Source organism: Rhodococcus zopfii NBRC 100606 = JCM 9919, from assembly GCF_001895025.1.
GTDB lineage: Bacteria > Actinomycetota > Actinomycetes > Mycobacteriales > Mycobacteriaceae > Rhodococcus > Rhodococcus zopfii.
On sequence record NZ_BCXI01000047.1, the window covers coordinates 8,960 to 27,227 of the forward strand.

The following is an 18,268-nucleotide window of genomic DNA, read 5'->3' on the forward strand; positions in this document are numbered from 1 at the left end:
CGTGAGCTGCGGGCGCAGGAGAACCGGCTGCGCAGCGAGCTGCACGCTTTCGGGATCAACCCGGAGGCCGTTCCCAAACGGACGGTGCGCGAGGTCGCGGCCGCGAAGCCGGCGTGGCGTGAGCACCCGGCCACCGCCCGTCAGCTCCGCACCCTCGAGCGTCTGGCAGCGGAGACGACCGCGCCGTTCGTGGTCGAGGCGGGCCTCACCAAAGGCCAGGCCCACGACCTGATCGCCGCGCTGCTGGCCGGCAACCTCCCGCAGGCCCAGTTCACCGGCCGTCCCGCGGGACCGATGTTCATCCCGGCCGCGGCGCCGGCCGAGCCGGCACCCGAGGACCAGGCCGCTGCCGGGGTGTCCCGGAGCGGGGAACCGCAGGCCGGGCAGGCTCGGCAGCCGCGGCCGGTGATCGATCCGCTGGCCCAGGTCGAGCGTCGGTTGCTCGAGACCTTGGCCGAGCCGGACACCGAGGCCGATGCTGCCGCGAACCCACAGGTCAACACCGCCGCGCAGTTCCTTTCGTGGGCCGAGATTCATTTCAAGGTCAAGGCGCAGGTCGCCCTGGCCGATCTGATGGCCGATCGGGACTCGCTCACCGACGGGATGTTCCTGGTGTGCCGGGCGATCCTGTCCGATCCGAAACGCTTGGGCGAACTCGGGCACCGCGCCGCCGAGGCGTACTGGCAGGCCCGCACCGGAGAGCCGGTGCAGCACCCGGTCACCGCCGAGGTCACCGACACGATCGTCGATGCCCGCGCCAGCGAAGAACGCCACATCACCGAGGACTTCCTCGACACCACCCAGGCCGTGCTCGACACCCGGGAGCCGGCCGAACCCGCCACCGCCGCCCAGCGCGGCGAGCACGTCGACGCCGTGCAGGACGGCATCGACCAGGCCGCCACCGTCGAGGTCGATGAATGGTGGGCGCGAGGCCGTGCAGCCTACGACCCGGACGACCCGCTGACCCTGCCGCAACCGGATACCGACCCGCAGGTCGCTGCTGCGCTCGAGGCGGTGCGCCGCCGCAAGGCCCGCGACGAGATCCGCAGCCGGTGGTTCGACGGCGTCGCGCAGGGACGCCGCGAGGCCACCGCCGAGGAACGCCGCGCCTTGATCGCCGAGGTCGCTGTCGATCCCAGGCTCATCGCCGAGGTCGAGGGCCGGCGCCCGGAGTACCTGCCGGCCGTGGCCCGCGCCGAGGCCCAGAGGCTGATTGCCGACGCAGCCCGCGAGGCATCCCCGCTGCGGCAGGCCGCAGCGAAAGTCCTGCTCGAGAACCACCCGCTGCCGGCCGAGCTGTACGAGCGGGCCTATGCCGAGTGGGAGCGCATCCACGGCCCCGAGCTGACCTGGGATCAGGACACCGCCGCGCAGTGGACGGCGTGGATGACCATGCACGCGCGCCGGGACCCGCTCCTCGGATCGTGGGCCGGACTGCCGATGGACACGCGCACCCCGCTCATCGAGATCGGCATCGAGACCGCGTTCGAGGTCATGGCCGAGGAACGCCCCGATCTCGTCGCGGCGACCGCCGACATCCCCGCCGCCCGGCTGGCTGCGGAGATGCGCGGCACCATCCTCCCGAACCTGCCGGCACCCCAGGCATCGGACCTTGCCGCCCGGTTCAGCGACGGAGCCGCATACTGCGCCCTGAAGTTGAACGATCGCCTGACCAGCAAGGTCAGCTATCTCCCGGCCCGAGGCTGGGACTACACCCTCGACGGGGGCGGCACCTTCGTCACCTGCGGCCGCAATGCACGGGTGGCGGTCGGTGCGCTGCTCGAAGCAGGCAACATCCCGATCCCGGAGTGGATCGAGCGTGTCTACCGCCCCTATGCCCAGGCCCGCGCCACCGTGCTGTCCAGGTCCAACGCCTACGCCCGGAACAACGAGTTCTACCACGCCGCCGCCCGGGCGGACCTGCTGTGGCAGTACAGCCAATCCGGCTCGGCCGCTGCCGACCATTCACTCATCAACGACGTGCGCAGCGGCATCATCGACCAGCTGCGCAGCGACTTCCCGGCCGAGGTCGACCTGCTCGAATCCCTCGGCATCGACCTGCACTGGACGCTCGCGCACGACGTGGACCCGCAGGTCCTGCGCGAGATCCGGGCGGCCGGCGACGACCTCTACAGCCTCACCCCCACCGACCTGACCTTCGCCGGGGCGGGAGAGGTGGTCGTCGGTGATCCCGCCGGCCGGCACATCACCATCGGCTCCCGACGGGCACCGAAAAGCTCCGCCTCCATCACGTACGTCGGTGGCAAGCCCCGACCCGAGCTGACGTTGCGGGACGCGATCGCCGACGCCCGCGCCGACCTCGCGGCAGCACGCCAGGGCGAGCAGCTCGACACGGAGCACATTGCCGAGGCCGACGCCGAGAGGGAGGCGGAGGCGGAACAACTACGGATCAGCGAGGAGGCCGAGCCGCCGTCCCCTCGAGTTGTAGCGCCTGCGGTCGATGACACAGGCGCGGTGATCTTCGAACAGGCCGAGTCGGCTCCTGCCGAACCGGCGGCCCAGGCCGGCCGTGATGCCGCCGCGACCTCATGGGCGGTTGACGACCGTCTGATGGTCGGCCCCATCGGGCCGGCCGCCGCACCGGCCGCCGAAGACGAATCCGCCGCGATCGCAGAACCGCAGGCTGAGACGGCACCGCAGCCGGAGGCTGCCGCAGCCGGAGGCGCGGCCGAGCCGTCGGCCGCAGCCACCGCCGCAGCCACCGCCGCAGCCACCGCCGCAGCCGCGGCCGCAGGCGAGCAGCCGGAGGTCGTCACCGAGACCGGCGACCGTGCTGCGGAGCCCGAGGGTGAGCGGCCCGCCGGTGCCGCCGCGGCTGTGCGTCCCGCCCCGCAGGATGTGCAGGCACGGGACTTCAATCTCGGCACCGAGGTGCTGGTCCCGTCCGGGGCGAAGGCTCGGGCACGGGCGAACATCGACGCCCTGCGTCTGGTGCGTGAGCTCGACGACCAGCAGCGACCGGCCACCGCCGACGAACAAGCGGTGCTGGCGCGGTGGTCCGGCTGGGGAGCGGTGCCGGAGGTCTTCGACGAACGCCCGAGGGTTCTCGCGCAGTGGCGCGACGAGCACGCCGAGCTGCTCGATCTGCTCGGGGAGAAGGGCTTCGCCCAGGCCCGCCAGACCACCTTGAACGCGCACTACACCGACCCGGCGATCGTCGCAGAGCTGTGGCGGGCCGTGCAGCGCGCCGGGCTGCCCGACGGTGCGGTGCTGCTCGAGCCGGGCTGCGGGGCCGGTCACTTCGTCGGCACCGCCCCGGAGTCGGTGCGTATGGTCGGCGTCGAGATCGAGCCGATCAGCGCGAAGATCGCGCACTACCTGTATCCCTCGCAGCAGATCCGCAACCACGGCTTCGAACGCAACTTCGCCCCCGCCGCCACGTTCACCGGGGCGATCGGCAACGTCCCATTCGGCAAGTTTTCCCTGGTCGATCCGATCCACAACGCCGGCGGGCTGTCGATCCACAACCACTTCATCGCCAAATCGTTGGCCCTGACGGCTCCCGGCGGCTACGTCGCCGTGGTGACGTCGATGTTCACCTCGGACGCCCGCAGCGGCGACCAACGCGCCGCGATCGCCGCCCAGGGTGATCTGATCGGGGCGGTGCGCCTGCCCACCGGGGCGTTCGACCGGCAGGCCGGCACCGAGGTGGTCACCGACGTGCTGATCTTCCGCCGCCGCGAGGACGGCGCCACCCCCACCGCCGACACCCTCGACTGGGCACAGCCCGCCGTCCAGGTCGCCGCGGTCGACGCCAGGACCGGCGAAGCCGCCCGCACGTGGATCAACCCGTACTTCGCGAAGCATCCCGAGCGGGTGCTGGGCACCGTGACGGTGGGGGGCGGCATGTACGCCGGGGGATCGCTGCGCGTTGCCCCCACCACCACAAAGCCGCTGGCGGCGCAGCTGCGCAGCCAGCTCGATCCGCTCATCGACCAGGCCCGGGGTCGCGGGCTCGGGTTCACAGCCGAGGCCCCGGATCCTGCCGCGGTCGAGGCGTTCACCGCGCCGGGGCTGCGCACCGGCGCCGACCTCGATTCCAACGAGGTGCTGCCCGGTGCGATGCGCTTCCACGAAGCCGAGAACCGGTTCGAGCAGTTCACCCTCGGTCGCGGCTGGACCGAGGTGACCTGCCGCGGCAAGGACCTCGCGGAGCAGTGGAAGGTGCTCATCGCTCTCGGTGAGACGGTGATGGAGCTGTCCGAGGCCAGCCGCTCCCACACCCACACCACCGCCGACCGGGACGTGATCCGTGGCCGGCTGAATTCGCTCTACGACGGCTATGTGCGCCGGTGGGGGCCGCTGAACCGGTTCAAGCTCACCGAACCGACCCCGCTGTCGGACGACAAGATCACCGCCCGCCTCGACAAGGCGATCACCGAGTGGCGGCTCAAGACCGGCCGCGAGGAAGCCGCCGCCGACGGCCTGGATCCGGCGCAGGCCGGCCCCTACACCGGGTCGATCCCCGACCAGGTGTACGAGGAGCTGTACGAGAAGGCGTCCGAGCAGCCGCAACCGCGCCGCTATTCCGCGCATCTGCAAGGCGCGATCGCCCGCGATCCACGCCTGGGCATGGTGCTGGCCATCGAGAACTTCCAGTCGCGCTTCGACGGCACCGACGCGGTGGCGACCAAGACGGCGATCTTCACCGAGGACACCACCCCGTTCAAGGACCAGACCGCCAGCGCCGCCGATGTCGACGAGGCGCTGGCGATCAGCTTCGACGAGCTCGGGCACATCTCCCCGCAGCGGGTCGCCGAGCTGCTGAAGGTGTCCGTCGAGGACGCACTCGAGCAGGCCCAGGGCCGGATCTACCCCTCCCTGCACGACGCGGATCAATGGGAGCTGGCCACCGTCGCCCTGTCCGGGCAGGTCCGCGACAAGCTCGCACTCGCGAAGGTCAAGGCCGCCGCCGATCCCCGCTACGCGCCGCTGGTGCAGGCGCTCGAGACGGTCGTGCCGCCGGATGTGGACCCCGCCGAGATCGGGGTGCGCATCGGCGCGACCTGGATTCCGGTCGAGGACTACCGCCAGTTCCTGGTCCAGGAGTTCGGGCTGCGCGACGACCGGCTGACCGTCGAGCACGACACGGTCACCGGCACCTGGAAACTCGGGACCGACCAGAAGAGCCGCCACGAATGGTCCGGCGGCTACCCGGACAAGTACGGCACCGACCGGCTTCCGGGCGTGAAGATGGTCGAGCTGCTCGCCAACAACAAACCCGTCCAAATCCTCAAGACCGCCGACGAGCTCGAACGCTCCCCGAAGCCGCGGTTCAACGTCAAGCTCACCGAACAGGCCCATGCCTCGGCCGCGGCGCTGCAAGAACGGTTCGAAAAGTGGCTGTGGGAGGACGGCGACCGCTATCTGCGCCTGGCCCGCGCATTCAACGAGCGCTACAACTCCTACGTCAAACCGGTCCACGACGGCCGCAGCAAGTCGTTTCCGGGGCTGAACCCGAAGTACACGCCCTACGACTATCAGGCCGCGGCCGTGCAGCGGTTCCTGCACGACGAGACGATCCTGCTCGACCATGTCGTCGGGGCCGGCAAGACCCTGACGATCACCGCCTCGTGCATGGAAGCCACACGGCTCGGACAAATCCGCCAGCCGTGGATCGTGGTGCCGAACCACCTGCTCGCGCAGTGGTCGGTCGAGGCCCGCGACGCCTACCCGAACGCCAACATCCTCGTCGCCTCCGAACTCGACGGCCGCGACGACCGGCAACGCTTCGTCGGGCAAACCGCCGTCGGCGACTGGGACCTGGTGATCGTGCCCCAGTCGGTGTTCAGTCGCATCGCCCTGCGCCGCGAAGCGCAGATCGAGTACCTCGACAGCGAACTCGCCGAACTGCGCGACGCCCTCGCCGCCGCCAACAACCAAGGCGCGGAGTTCACGGTCAAGCAGATCGAGCAGGCGATCAAGAACACCGAGGCCCGGATCGAGAAGATCATCGCGGCCAAGGCCACCGACGACGGGCTGACCTTCGAGCAATCGGGCTGCGACTTCCTGTTCATCGACGAGGCCCACGACTACAAGAACCTCACCCGCCCATCCAACAGCGCCGACCTGTCGGTCCCGACCGGCTCCCAACGCGCCACCGACCTGGAAATGAAAGCCAAGTACCTGCGGGAGAAGGCCCGCGCCCGGGGCGCCGAGCAGGGCATGGCGCACGCGCCGGCCAAGGCGATCGCGTTTGCCACCGGCACCCCGATCAGCAACTCGCTGTCGGAGATCTGGGTGATGACCAAGTACCTGCGCCCGGACCTGCTGCACGCCGCCGGCCTGGGACGGATCGACAACTGGGCGGGGACCTTCGCCAAGCCGGTGTCGGTGCCGGAGATGAACACCACCGCCACCCGCATCCAGATGCGCACGCGCATGGCCGAATACGCCAACGTCCCGCAGCTGGTGGCGATGCTCGACCAGTTCCGGGACGTGGTGACCGCCGATCGGATCCCGGTGCGGCTGCCCGTCCTCGACGGCGGCACCCCGAAGATCGTGGAGTTCGACATGGGCCAGGACGCCATCGACGCGATGGCCGACCTCGATGTCCGCATGAGCATGATCCAGGGCGATCGGATGGACCTGGACAACAGCCTCAAGATCGCCACCGACGGGCGGAACCTGACGATGTATCCCGCGCTGGCGAACCTGGCCCCGCCGGACCCGCAGCACAGCCGCATCGAACACGCCGCCGAGCTGATCTGGCAGGTCCACCGCGACCACGCCGACCTGCGCATCCCGGCCGACAAGTACGGCCCCGAGATGACCGGGGTGTTCCAGCTGGTGTTCTGCGACCGCGGCACCCCCAAGGCCGGCGCCGGCCCCCGGGCCCGCAATCTCTACACCGAGCTGCGCGACGCCCTCGTCCGGCGAGGCATGAGGGCCGAGGAGATCGCGTTCATGCACGACTACGACAGCCCCAAGGCCAAGGCGAGGCTGGTCGAAGCGTGCACCGACGGCCGGATCCGGGTGCTGCTGACCTCCACCAAGAAGGGCGGCACCGGTTTGAACGTCCAGCGGGCGCTCAAACAGATGATCAACATGGACCCGGCGTGGACGGCTGCGGACATGGAACAGCGGCTGGGCCGCATCATCCGTCAGGGCAACGTCCACCAGAGCGTCAGCGTGGTCAACATGGTCGCCCGCCGCTCCTTCGACGCGATGATGTACCAGTACGTGGCCCGCAAGTCGAACTTCGTGTCGATGATCCGCAAAGCCGATGTGCCGCCGACGATGGAGGACGTCGGCGGGGACCTGACCGTCTCGTGGGCGCAGAGCAAGGCCGCAGCCACCGGCGATCCGGTGTTCGTCGAGCAGGTCGAGGCCGACCGGAAGGTCGCCGCGCTCGAAGCCCGACGCGACGCCGTGCACAGCGCCAACGCCGCCCGCAGCGCCGCGATCCGGGCGCTGGGACGGTCGATCACCGCCGACGAGAATCGGCTGCCCGAGGTGCGCGAGACCGCCGCCAAGCTTCAAGCGTGGACCGGCATCGAAGACCGCGCCGCAAGGACGTGGCACTTCGACGGCCGGGAGATCCCCGACTCGCAGACCGCGGACCTGGCCGACGCGCTGCGGGGCTCGCTGACCCGGCTCGCGGGCGAGGTGACCAAGACCAACGACGAGAAGGTCTTCGGCGGTCTGGGCGGAGTGCCGCTCACCCTCGGCTACACCCAGGTCATCGGGCAGTTCTACATCACCGTCGGTGAGGAAACGAGCTGGTACGAGCGCGACCGGTTCTACAACGTTCTCGAACGCTCCAGCGGAGCGCAGGCGATGCTGACCTCGATCCGCAAACTCGCCGGCAAAGCGAGCACGCACGTGTCGAAGATCGAGGCGCGGATCGAGCACAACCGTCTCCGGCTCGCCGAGGCCGAGGCCGAGCCGGAACTCACCTTCACCGACACCGCCGAACTCGAGGTCGCGAAGCTGCGGGCCGAAGAGCTGCGGCTCGAGGTCAACGCCCGCGAGAACTCCCCCGAGGCGATGCGCCGAGCCCGCCAGGACCGGGAGCGGCGGGCCGCCGACGGCCAGTACCCGAAGTGGACCCTCGACCTGAACCCCACCGATGCGTGGGCCGAACACCAGGGGATGAGCAAACAGGACCTGCTCGCATCGGTGCCGGGGCGTATGGCCGCAGCCCGGCAGGCATGGCTCGACGGCGCCGAACAGCGCGAAGCGGACCGCAAGGCCCAGCCGTGGGTGCCCCTCGACGCCAGCGAAGCGCTCTGGCAGTACGGCTTCGACGCCGACAGCGGGCGGCCCGGCGCCCGGGTGTACTGGGACGACCGGCAGTGGCACCTCGAAGCCTGGGACGGCGACGGCACGCTCGACCGCGCCGCCGTCAACACCCGCAGTGAGGCGTTCAACACCGCCGTCCGCGCCGTCGGGAAGTTCGCCGCCGACCGGGACATCCCCCGCGAGGCGATCCACCAGGCCAGCATGGACCGCCGCGGACGCCTCGAAGCCGAAGTGTCCGCCACAACCGTCGAACCCCCCGGCACCGAGGTCGACACCACCGACGGTGCCGCAGAAACAACCAGAGTTGACGATGAAGCACTCCAGGGTGTCGCAGAGGCAACCGATGTAGTCGTGGAGCCGACCGAGGCGGTGCTCGAACCCACCGACGCGGTGCCGACCGGCGAGGACACCTTCGAACTCGACGACACGCTCGCGCAAGGGCTGCGGGCGGCCGGCGACGTGCGCCCACTGCGCAGGCGCGATCTCACCAGCACCGGACCGCAGCAGCACCCCGATCCGATGCATCCGATGCAACAGTACGAAGCCGGTTGTGGAGACGGATACGAAGACGGCCGCGCCGTCTGACCGCGCCTCCAAGCTCGTCACCAGCGGTGGGGCAGAACCGATCCAGGTTCTGCCCCACCCCACCACCGACCAGGGGGAACTTGTGGAACCACACGTCACCGAAGCCGAAGCCCGCGCCGACATCGCGGCGATGGAACCGATCATGGCGATCGAAGGCCGTCAGATGAGCGACGCCGACAAAGAGCTGCTGGTCGATCTGATCCGGGGCACGAAGACCTTCGAGGAAATCACCAAGATCCTTGCCCGCGAGGCCGGCTACGACATCGACTGACATGGCTTCCCGATATTCCCGAGAGGTTCTTGACCGATCTGTCAAGGCTCAAGGGACGAGCCGCCGCAGCGGTGGCGAGGCAACATCTGCGAGGCAGGATCTGGCCAGTCGCGGACCAATCGAGCAGTGCGCTGACACCATCAGCGGCGCCGTCCGGCGCGCACGGTTTGCTGCCCTGACATCCTCGGGGCACCATGCAGGAGCGCCCGAGGGCGCTCGGTGACCGGTCGATGCGCCGGGCACGGAAAGTCTACTTGTTCGCTCCGAATCGCTGGTATGCCGCCTGCCGGGTGGTGTCCAGTGCCGTACCGATCACGGCCCAGGAATCACCGGCGTCTCGGGCGGCGGCCACGGCGGCCCGAAGCTCGGCCTCGGCGGCGGCCAGGGCCTTGCGGGCGGCGATGATCCGCCGCACATGGGTGGCATCGCGGGCGTCGGTGACGGCCGGATCGAGCTGGTCGAGTCCGGTCACATCGGTGTCGCTGCGCTTGACGGTCTGCATGGTGCTCACCTCAGGTAGTGGTAGAACTTCGCCCGAAGGCGATCGGCATGGATGATCCGGGTCGGCTCACCCGCGGGTACGGCCACCAGCTCGAGCAACCGGCCCGCAGTGTCGGGACCGATGATCAACAGCCGTTCCTCGCCGTCGTACTCGTACTCGACGTAGCGGATCGCCTCGTCGAACGCGTGGACGATGTCGTCATCACCGATCCCGTGCTTGCGCGCCGAATCCACGATCCTCACCCGTAAAGGATACCTTTACGCGCTGCGGCGTCAATACCTGCTTTACACGTTGCATCAGGATCATCTTCTATGGCGATCCGGCGCTTACGGAAGAGTTTGTCTTCGGGTGGGTGCTCGGGGTGTCGCGGGCGCCGGTATACCGGTATGCGGTGGAATCAGGATCTCGGCACCACACGACGAGCACCGGTAGGTGCGGTGCCCGGTCGCTCCCGACGGCCGGTGGGCCGTCTCGCACGAGCACGGCCACCATCCCACTACGACGCGGCCCGGCCCCAGGCGACGCCCGTTCGGGCACAGCTTCGGAGCGCGCTCGCAGGATCCCACACCGCCGATATTCGCACATATTTTCGAACGAGCGCTATGATCGGATGTGCGGCAGGCCGGTGGAGGGGCGTCGGCGGCGGCCTTCGGGAAGCATCGGCCTGCCGCCGCTGGTCAGCGTGCGCGAGGCCGCTGGTCAGACCGACCCACTGCGGGCAAGGGCCGCCGACAGCACTTGCGCATCGAGGGGGCCGCTTGCGCCTCGAACCCGGTGATCTCCCGAGTCACCGAGTCCGGGCCGAGAACTCCCAGAAGAGTTCTCGCACCGAAAGTTGAGGCGCAGCGGCCCCCCGGATACCGCCGAACGGGACAGTAGCGCACACCCCGGACACCGCCCAACGGCAGCGGTGCCGAAGCTGCGCCCTAGCAGCGCCGCCAGGCCACCTTCGGTGTCCACCGAATCGAGCGGCGCTGGCGCGCCGCACTGAAAAAGAACTTGCCCTTGCCCTTTCTGGCCTTCCGATTTTGACCGGCCGGCCGCTGCGCGCAACCCGGGGGCGCTGACGCGGCCTACGGCTCGAAAACTTTCTCCCCCGCTTCGCTCCTCCGAAACTTTTCGCCCCCCGGCTTGCACTCCGCGGCCTTACAGCCGGTCTGAATCTCCATGCCAGAAAGGGCAAAGAACAGGCGGCCCGATCGCCGCCGGTTCTCACTTCGAGCATGGGGAGTTGCGATGACCACCAAGCACACGTTCGCCGGGCGCGACGATCACGTCGACGCCATCCTGCGACGCGCCGAGTGTCTCGGGAACGACTTTGCGGCAGTGATCCGCAACGTCTCCACCGGACCGAGGATTTCGGATCTGCTGCGCCGCCACTCGCAGTTGCTGCGTGACGCCGAAGCGCGGGGCGTACGGACCTCGCGCATCAAAGCGGTCATCGACGCCGCCATCGACCGCGCCTGACCCGCCCCCTTTGCGCCGGGGCCGCGAGCGGCCCCGGCGCGCAACACCCACTCACCAAACCGGCGGGCCGCCGGCCCGCCCGACAACGAAGGAGAACGCATTCATGTCCGAGCGCATCCGCATCAAGGGAATCGGCGAGCTGATCGCCGCTGTGCCGAACATCCTCGGCTTCACCCCCGAGCTGTCCACCCTGCTGCTGCTGTTCCGCGGTGACCGGCTCGTGTGGACCGCCCGCCGCGACTTCGGTGCGCGCCAGCTCGCCGTGTCGGCCGAGGCACTGGCCAAGACCGGCGAATCCGATCGCGTCATCGTCGTCATCGTCACCGACCGCACACCGTTCGCCGATGTGATCGCCGAAGGCAGCAAGACCAAGGCCGCACTGCTGGATCTGGGCATGGACGTCAGCGGGATCTACTACACCCCGCGCATCGACGACGGCCAGCAGTGGACCGAGGTGGAGACGTTGCAGTGCGGCACCATCCCCGCCCCGAACGCCACCGAGGTTGCCGCCACCTACGCCGTTCTCGGCAAGACCGTGGCAGGCAGCCGCGACGAGATCGAGGCACGCTTCCGCCGCGTGGGCACGGTCACCCTCAGCGACCGTGCCCACGCCCGCACAGCCAAGGACGAGCTCGGCGACAACTTCGCCCGCTCGGTCCTCGAAGAGCTGGCCGAGGCGGTGCGCACCCGCACCGAACCGGATGCCGCACTCGCAGCGCGCACCGGACTCGTTCTCGTCACCGATGTCACCGCCCGCGATGCGATGCTCGGGCTGGCACTGCTCGACGGCGGTGTCGCGGCCGAGACGATGGGTGCCATCGCCCGCCGACTGCCCACCGCCCAGCGAGTGGCCGCGTTGACGGTGGCCGGGTACTTCTCCTACGCCAACGGGCAGGGCGTCGAGGCCGGGTGCGCGTTCCGTGCCGCCCGCGAGGAAGCCACCCGCTTCCCGCTGTGCGACACGCGGTTCCTCGGGTTGCTCGAACAAGCACTCGAGCAGGGACTGCACCCGTCGATGATCCGCGAGCTCGCAGGCACCGCAGTGCGCATCGCCCGCGAACGCTTCGGCATCGAGCTGCCCGCGCCCAGCGGTGACCGGATCTGACACCACCCGACACGACGAGGCCCCCGGAATCCGTAGTTCCGGGGGCCTCGCCCGTTGCGCGCAAGTGTTGGTCAGGTATCGAGCCCGACCACCACTTGCGCACGTCTTACACCGCACAGCATAGTGCCGCACGCACGCTACAACGCATCGCCCACCTGCTCGTCCGGGAACGCCAGGTCGAACGACCCGGACGCCGGCCGGGACAACGGCACCGGCTCACCGTGGAGGACCGCTTCGAGGTCACTCTCGCTCGGCCGGATCGTGTGCTTGACCGCCTCGTACAACTGCTTTTCCACTTCGGATCGCTGAACCATCGACACCCCTTCGCGTGTAGTCACCGGACCTACCAGCACAGGCCCACCTGTTGCTCAGAACAGCGTCTGCTGCCACTGTCCCGGATCGGTCTTCGCGCGCAGCAACGCCTGCTCGTCGTAGCCGTCGCGCAACGCCTCCCGGATCGCCAGCGACCGCTCGTAGCGAGTGCGGCCCTGCCCGTCGAGCAGAGCGTGACCGGACAGCCGGCCCAGGGCAATCGCGTAGCGCACGTTCTCGCTGTAGGTGGATTCCACCAGGTGCGCCAGCCCGACCCGCACACACAACGGTTCGTTGCACTTGTGCTCGCACACCACGTTCGGAGCCAACGGCCCGTGCGTCAGTTCCACCGAAAACCGATGCGCGAGCATCGTGCGTTGCCGATTCCCGCGCTGGAAGTTGAACCGCCCGTATCCGTCCGGCGCACTGATCGCCCCGACCCAGTACCAACACGTCGGGGACTTCACGACCTTCGACCAGAACGCGGAGATGTTCGCCTGCGACGGCCGCAGCGAGTTGTCCACCACCCGTACCCGGCGACGGTCCGGAGCATCGTCGGCGACGAACTCGACGGTGCCGTCGCTGAACGCGAGGTCGAACAGCGGCTCCTCGTCTTCGCTCACGGCCGCACCGCGCTCAGGACACGGCCACGCTCACCGGCCGGTCCTCGTCGGACGGCTCAGCGCTGTCCGAGCTGTCGCCGGTGATCCCCAGGTCGGCCCGAGCCTGCTCGATGATCTTCTTCGCCTCGCGCACACTCACACCGAGCAGCGGAGCCAGCTCCGCCGCCGACGCCTTACCGCTGAACGCGACGATCGCATCGGCATACTCGCGCAGCAACATCTCTTCCTGCTCGCGTTCGGCCGGCGTCATCTGCTCGGCGTCGGACTCCAGCTCCTCACGCACCGCAGCGATCTTCGCCGCATACTCCTGCCGGATCTTCTCGATCTTCCGATCACGCGCTTTCTCGAGCCGCTCGATCTTCTTCAACGGCGCGTCGGCACGAGCGGACACCGCCGAGTCGAGCTTCGCCAGCTTCTCGGCGGCGGCGTGGATCGGCGCGGACAGCTTCTCGAGCTCCGCCTGACGAGCCAACAGGCGCTCGCGTGCGCGGCGCGCGTTCTCCCGGACATTGCCGGCGGTGTGCGGACGCAGGGAGCGGCGGGACGCCACACGAGAAGTCGAGGCCATAGTCCCGCAGTGTAGCGGCTCGCCACACCCCGCGGGGAGCTCCGCGCCCCGCTTCGTCGTCACCTCGACATGCCATCCGTTTCGCTCACCTCACCGACGAAAAACCACCCCAACCGGCCTAACACCCGCAGCTCCGCAGCTCCGCAGCTCCGCCAGGACCCCCCGAGGGCCTGTCGGACCTCGGTGCGAACTCCGTTCGCCCAGAAAATTCTCACACCTCATGCACTAAAGGTGCGACATGGCATAATCGGCGCCGTGATGACCGTCCACAAGCTCAACGCTGGGGACGGCTATGTCTATCTCACCAAGCACGTCGCCAAGGGCGACGCCACCGAGTCCCGCAAGCCCGATGCGGTCGACTACTACGTCGCCAAGGGCACCCCGCCCGGCGTGTGGTGCGGCAAGTTGGCCGAGAAGGTCGGTGTCGAGGTCGGCACCGAAGTCACCGAATCCGCGATGCGATCGGTGTTCGGTGCTGCGCGTACTCCGACCGCCTTGGACACCAAGCCCGGACCCGAAGCCTCGGTCGAAGAGCACCTGAACTGGTCCCAAAGCACCGCCCTCGGACGAGCGTTTTCGTGGTTTCAGAACAGTCAGGAATACGTCCACGACGTCGAGGAACTGTGCACCGCCTACAAGGCGCAGCACGGGGAATACCCCGACACTCAGACCAAGAAGGACATCCAGTTCGCCACCGCCCGCAAGCACCTGAGCTGCGAAAGTGCTGAGCAGGCCGGGCTGCTCAGCGATGAAAGTGTGTGGAAGTTCATCACCGAGCAGTACAGCAAGGCGCGGCAGCCGGTGGCCGGCTATGACCTGGTGTTCACCCCGATGAAGTCCATCTCGTTGCTGTGGGGCCTGGGCGACGATCAGGTCAAGGCCGCAGTTGAAGAAGCCCACAAGCAGGCCGTGGACGAAGCATTGGAGTGGATCGAAGATCACGTGATCTACACCCGCCGCGGCAAAGGCGGGGAGCGCAAGGTCAAGGCCGAAGGGCTGTTGATCGCCCGGTTCGATCACTTCGACAATCGCGCTGCGGACCCGAACCTGCACACCCACAGCGCCGTGCTCAATCGTGTCTATGCCGAAGGCCGATGGACCACCATCGACGGGTCCATTCTCTACAAGGCGAACGTGTCGGCGTCGGAGAAGTACAACACCCGGGTGGCCGATCTCGTGGCCCGCAAGCTCGGTGTCACCTTCGCTCCGAGGCCGGATACGCCGGTCGGCAAGCAACCGGTCTACGAGGTCGAAGGCATCCCGGTGTCCCTGATCGAGGAGTTCTCCCGCCGCGCCGCGATCGAGGCACGCCAGGAAGAGCTGGCCCGCGACTACAAGACCCGCTACGGCAAGAACCCGCCGAAGAAGGTGCAGTACGCCCAGGCGCAACAGGCCACCTTGGACACCCGCAACGCGAAGAATCCCCCACGCTCCCTGGCCGAATTGCGGGCCGAATGGCGCGAGCGCGCCGAGGCGATTCTCGCCGGGAACAATCCCGCCGAGCTGGTCGAATCCGTCCGCGGGGAACGGGACCGCCGACCGGAGTTGACTCCCGGGCAGGTGCCGGCGCTCGTCGATGAGGTCGTCGACACGCTCTCGCGCAAGGTCGGTTCGTGGACGGTGTTCTCGGTGACCGCCGAGATCGAGAGGCGGCTGCGAGAGTTCAGTTTCGCCGACGACGAGCAGCTGCGCGCGATCCACGATGATGCACTCGAACTCGCCCTGCGTGACTACTGCCTGCCCATTGACGTCGAGGAATATCACCTGCCCGAGCGGATCAGCGACCGCGTCGAACGGGGACGTCGGCGCAGCCTGCTGGTCGATCGCGCGCAGATGCGGTATACCGCGCAGTCGGTTCTCGACGCCGAGGATTTCATGCGTGAGCAGGCCCGGATGGACGATGAGCACATCGTGGACGATCGGATCATTCGCCGCACGATCCGCGCCGTCGAGGAGGCGAACGGCCACGAGCTCGGTGCCGATCAGCTCGCGATGATCACCCACTTCCTCACGGCCGGCAAACGGGTCGCGGTGGCGGTCGGTGCGGCCGGTGCCGGCAAGACCACCGCGGCCACCGTGATCGCCCGGGCCTGGGAAGCGGTCAACGGAAACGTCATCGCTCTGGGTCCGTCGGCCCGTGCCGCCGAAGTGCTCGGTGAGGAAATTTCGGTGCAGGGACGCACCATCGCCGACGTGCTCACCCGCGATCGCGTCGGTATCGCGACCGGGATCGGCAAGGGTGATCTGTTGCTGGTGGACGAGGCGGGCATGGCCTCGGCCCGCGATCTGGCCGACCTGACCCGCATGGCCACCGAGTCCGGTGCGGTGGTGCGGTTGTTGGGTGATCCGCAGCAGCTCGCTTCCGTCGAAGCCGGTGGCGTTCTGCGTGATCTGGCCGATCGCACCAACGCCCCGTTCCTGCGCCAGGTCCACCGTTTCGCCACCGTCGGTGAGGCCGAGGCGAGCCTGCGCTTGCGCACGGGCGATGTGACGGTGCTCGAGTGGTACGAGCAGAACGATCGCATCCGGCAGGGCATGGCGCACGAGCTGGCCGATGCAGTGTTCGACGCCTACGTCGCCGACGTCGAGGCCGGGCAGGTCGCGTTGATGGTCGCCCCCACCAACGATCTGGTGCGCCAGCTCAACGAGAAAGCCGCCGCCTACTACCGCACAGGCGGCACCGTCACCGGACCCGGCATCGTCCTGGCCGACGGTCTCGAGGCCGCTGTCGGGGACGTGGTGGTCACCCGGAAGAACAATTCGAAGTACGTCGTCGAGGACTCCGACGGCAACACCTCGGGCCGGGTGAAGAACGGCGACCTGTGGACCGTCGCTGCCATCGGCGACGACGGATCGCTGCGGCTGCGCAACAACATCAGCGGCGGCCAGGTCACCGTCGCCGCCGACTACATCACCGACAACGTGCAACTCGGCTACGCGACCACCGTGCACCGCTCGCAGGGCATGACGGTGGGAAGTTGCCATGTGCTCGCCGGGGCGAACATGGATCGCCAGTCGTTGTACGTCGCGCTCACCCGCGGCAAGCACGCCAATATCGTCTACGCTGCCAACGACGAGCTGCCCGACTGGGACTTCGAACATCGCCCGGATGAGCATCCCGGCGCGATCGGTCTGCTCGCGAAGATCATCGCCCGCGACGGTTCCCAGCGCACCGTGCACCAGATGATCGAGGACGAACAGCGCAAGGCCGCGTCCTGGTCGAAGATCGTCGATATCTACATGCTGGCCGTCGGGGAGCTGTACGCGGACTACACCGAACAGCTCCTGGGCCGGATTCTCACCGACGAGCAGTTCGGCTGGGTGCACAGCCTCGGCGGGTGGGATCAGATCGTCACCTACGTCGCCCAATCGGAAACCTTCGGCTGGGACACCGAGACTCTGCTGCGCGAGGCCGCCGCCGTGATGAGCTCCGAAGGCAGAGCCGGCCGGATCGACACCGAGACCAACTCCCCCGGCCAGGTCATCGCCCGCGCCCTGAAGAACCGCATCGACAACTCCGACGGAGCGCAACTGCCACGCCGCCGCACCGACGCGGTAGCCGCTTACCGCGTGCCAGCACTGACCGACGCCGCGGCCGCAACCGATCCCATCCTCGCCGCCTACGCCCGCTCGTGCGAGCAGCAGATGCACGCGTTCATCGACTCCTACACCACCACCGCCCTCGAACAGAACGCGCCGTGGATCACCGCCATCGGCCAGCGGGGAACCGATCCCCGCCGGGTGCGGCTGTGGGAGGCCACGGTGCGGGAAATCGCGGTCTCGCGGGTGCTCGCCGACGCCCCCGCCGACGAGACCGATCCGATGGCGCACATCCGGCAGGCACGCCAGGGTGCGGTCGAGACGAACATCGAGCGGTTGCGCCGACCCGAGGACACCCGCGGCGAGGTGGCCGGACCCTACGCCCGCTACAGCGACGCCGAGCTGGTGTCCGCGCAAGGTGTCAGCCGGGGACGGCTCACCGAAGATGCGATGCTGCTGTCGCTGGCCCGCGACGAACTCGAGCGGGCACGAGGGGAGATGTCCGCCCTCTCGGGCGTGGAGCGGTCCCTCGCACAGGTCGAAATCGACGAACGCAACATCGCGGTGGTGCGTGCTGCCCGCACCCGACTCGATGCCCTGACCCGGTCCCCGCACGTGACCGAACACCAGATCGCCGCTGCCCGCGCCGCTGTGACCGCCGCCGAACAGGCAGCGCCGCCCGAGCGACGCTGGGCGGTGATCGAACGCGGTGCACAGCACTACCGCGCCGCCGAAGCCGCCAAGGCCCGCGCCCGCGCCACCGACGATCAGACCATCGGGCGGATCACCGACCGCATCACCCGACTCGAGGAATCGATCGCCGCCGAACGCACCATCCTCGGCCAGATCGACGCCGAACTCGCCCGACGCAAGGCCGGCGGACCCGACTACACCACCGGCACGTCGACGCGACAGACACACACCGATTCGGGGGCGAACGTCCAGTTCGGTCTCGACCCCCTCGACCACGACACCGGACCGGAACGGGACCTGTAGGCCCGGACGCGGCGACCCCCGCCCCCGATGGCAC

The 18,268-nt window shown here is 68.8% G+C and carries 10 protein-coding genes; 5 read left to right on the top strand and 5 right to left on the bottom strand.

Going from position 1 to position 18,268, the window contains the following annotated elements:
• Positions 1 to 6 precede the first annotated feature (6 nt).
• A complete protein-coding gene (locus RZ1_RS24670; protein ID WP_244899385.1) occupies positions 7 to 8,850 on the top strand; it encodes a helicase-like domain-containing protein in 8,844 nt (2,947 codons plus the stop codon).
• Positions 8,816 to 9,121, top strand: coding sequence for a hypothetical protein (locus RZ1_RS31485; RefSeq protein WP_238071864.1), 306 nt, complete (start codon positions 8,816 to 8,818; stop codon positions 9,119 to 9,121). Before RZ1_RS24670 ends, RZ1_RS31485 begins: the two co-directional genes overlap by 35 nt.
• Positions 9,122 to 9,371: 250 nt before the next feature.
• Here RZ1_RS31485 and RZ1_RS24680 read toward each other — a convergent pair whose 3' ends face one another.
• Together RZ1_RS24680 and RZ1_RS24685 are read right to left on the bottom strand one after the other, a co-directional pair.
• Complete coding sequence (locus tag RZ1_RS24680) at positions 9,372 to 9,623, bottom strand: hypothetical protein (RefSeq protein WP_072815224.1); 252 nt, start codon at positions 9,621 to 9,623, stop codon at positions 9,372 to 9,374.
• 5 nt (positions 9,624 to 9,628) lie between these two features.
• Positions 9,629 to 9,865: a BrnT family toxin gene (locus RZ1_RS24685; RefSeq protein ID WP_072815168.1), complete on the bottom strand. Its 237-nt coding sequence runs from the start codon at positions 9,863 to 9,865 to the stop codon at positions 9,629 to 9,631.
• A 994-nt stretch (positions 9,866 to 10,859) separates the two neighbouring features.
• Here RZ1_RS24685 and RZ1_RS24690 point away from each other — a divergent pair.
• Both RZ1_RS24690 and RZ1_RS24695 read left to right on the top strand, forming a co-directional pair.
• Entirely contained in the window at positions 10,860 to 11,090 is a 231-nt protein-coding gene (locus tag RZ1_RS24690; RefSeq protein WP_072815170.1) for a hypothetical protein, read from the top strand.
• 103 nt (positions 11,091 to 11,193) lie between these two features.
• A complete protein-coding gene (locus RZ1_RS24695; protein ID WP_072815172.1) occupies positions 11,194 to 12,195 on the top strand; it encodes a DUF4192 domain-containing protein in 1,002 nt (333 codons plus the stop codon).
• 137 nt (positions 12,196 to 12,332) lie between these two features.
• On the opposite strand, the gene RZ1_RS30695 is transcribed toward RZ1_RS24695, so the two are convergent.
• From RZ1_RS30695 to RZ1_RS24705, 3 genes are read right to left on the bottom strand one after another with little or no spacing between them, the layout of a single operon-like run.
• On the bottom strand, positions 12,333 to 12,509 hold the full coding sequence (locus RZ1_RS30695) for a hypothetical protein (RefSeq protein ID WP_169918107.1): 177 nt from the start codon (positions 12,507 to 12,509) through the stop codon (positions 12,333 to 12,335).
• Positions 12,510 to 12,563: 54 nt separating this feature from the next.
• Positions 12,564 to 13,130 carry an HNH endonuclease family protein gene (locus tag RZ1_RS24700; RefSeq protein WP_072815174.1) on the bottom strand — a complete coding sequence of 189 codons (567 nt, stop codon included), beginning with the start codon at positions 13,128 to 13,130 and terminating at the stop codon, positions 12,564 to 12,566.
• Positions 13,131 to 13,143: 13 nt separating this feature from the next.
• Positions 13,144 to 13,698 (bottom strand): hypothetical protein, encoded by a 555-nt coding sequence (locus RZ1_RS24705; protein ID WP_072815176.1) that lies wholly within the window; start codon positions 13,696 to 13,698, stop codon positions 13,144 to 13,146.
• 258 nt (positions 13,699 to 13,956) lie between these two features.
• On the opposite strand from RZ1_RS24705, the gene mobF reads away from it, so the two are divergent.
• A complete protein-coding gene (mobF, locus tag RZ1_RS24710; RefSeq protein WP_072815178.1) occupies positions 13,957 to 18,234 on the top strand; it encodes a MobF family relaxase in 4,278 nt (1,425 codons plus the stop codon).
• The last annotated feature ends 34 nt before the right edge of the window (positions 18,235 to 18,268 follow it).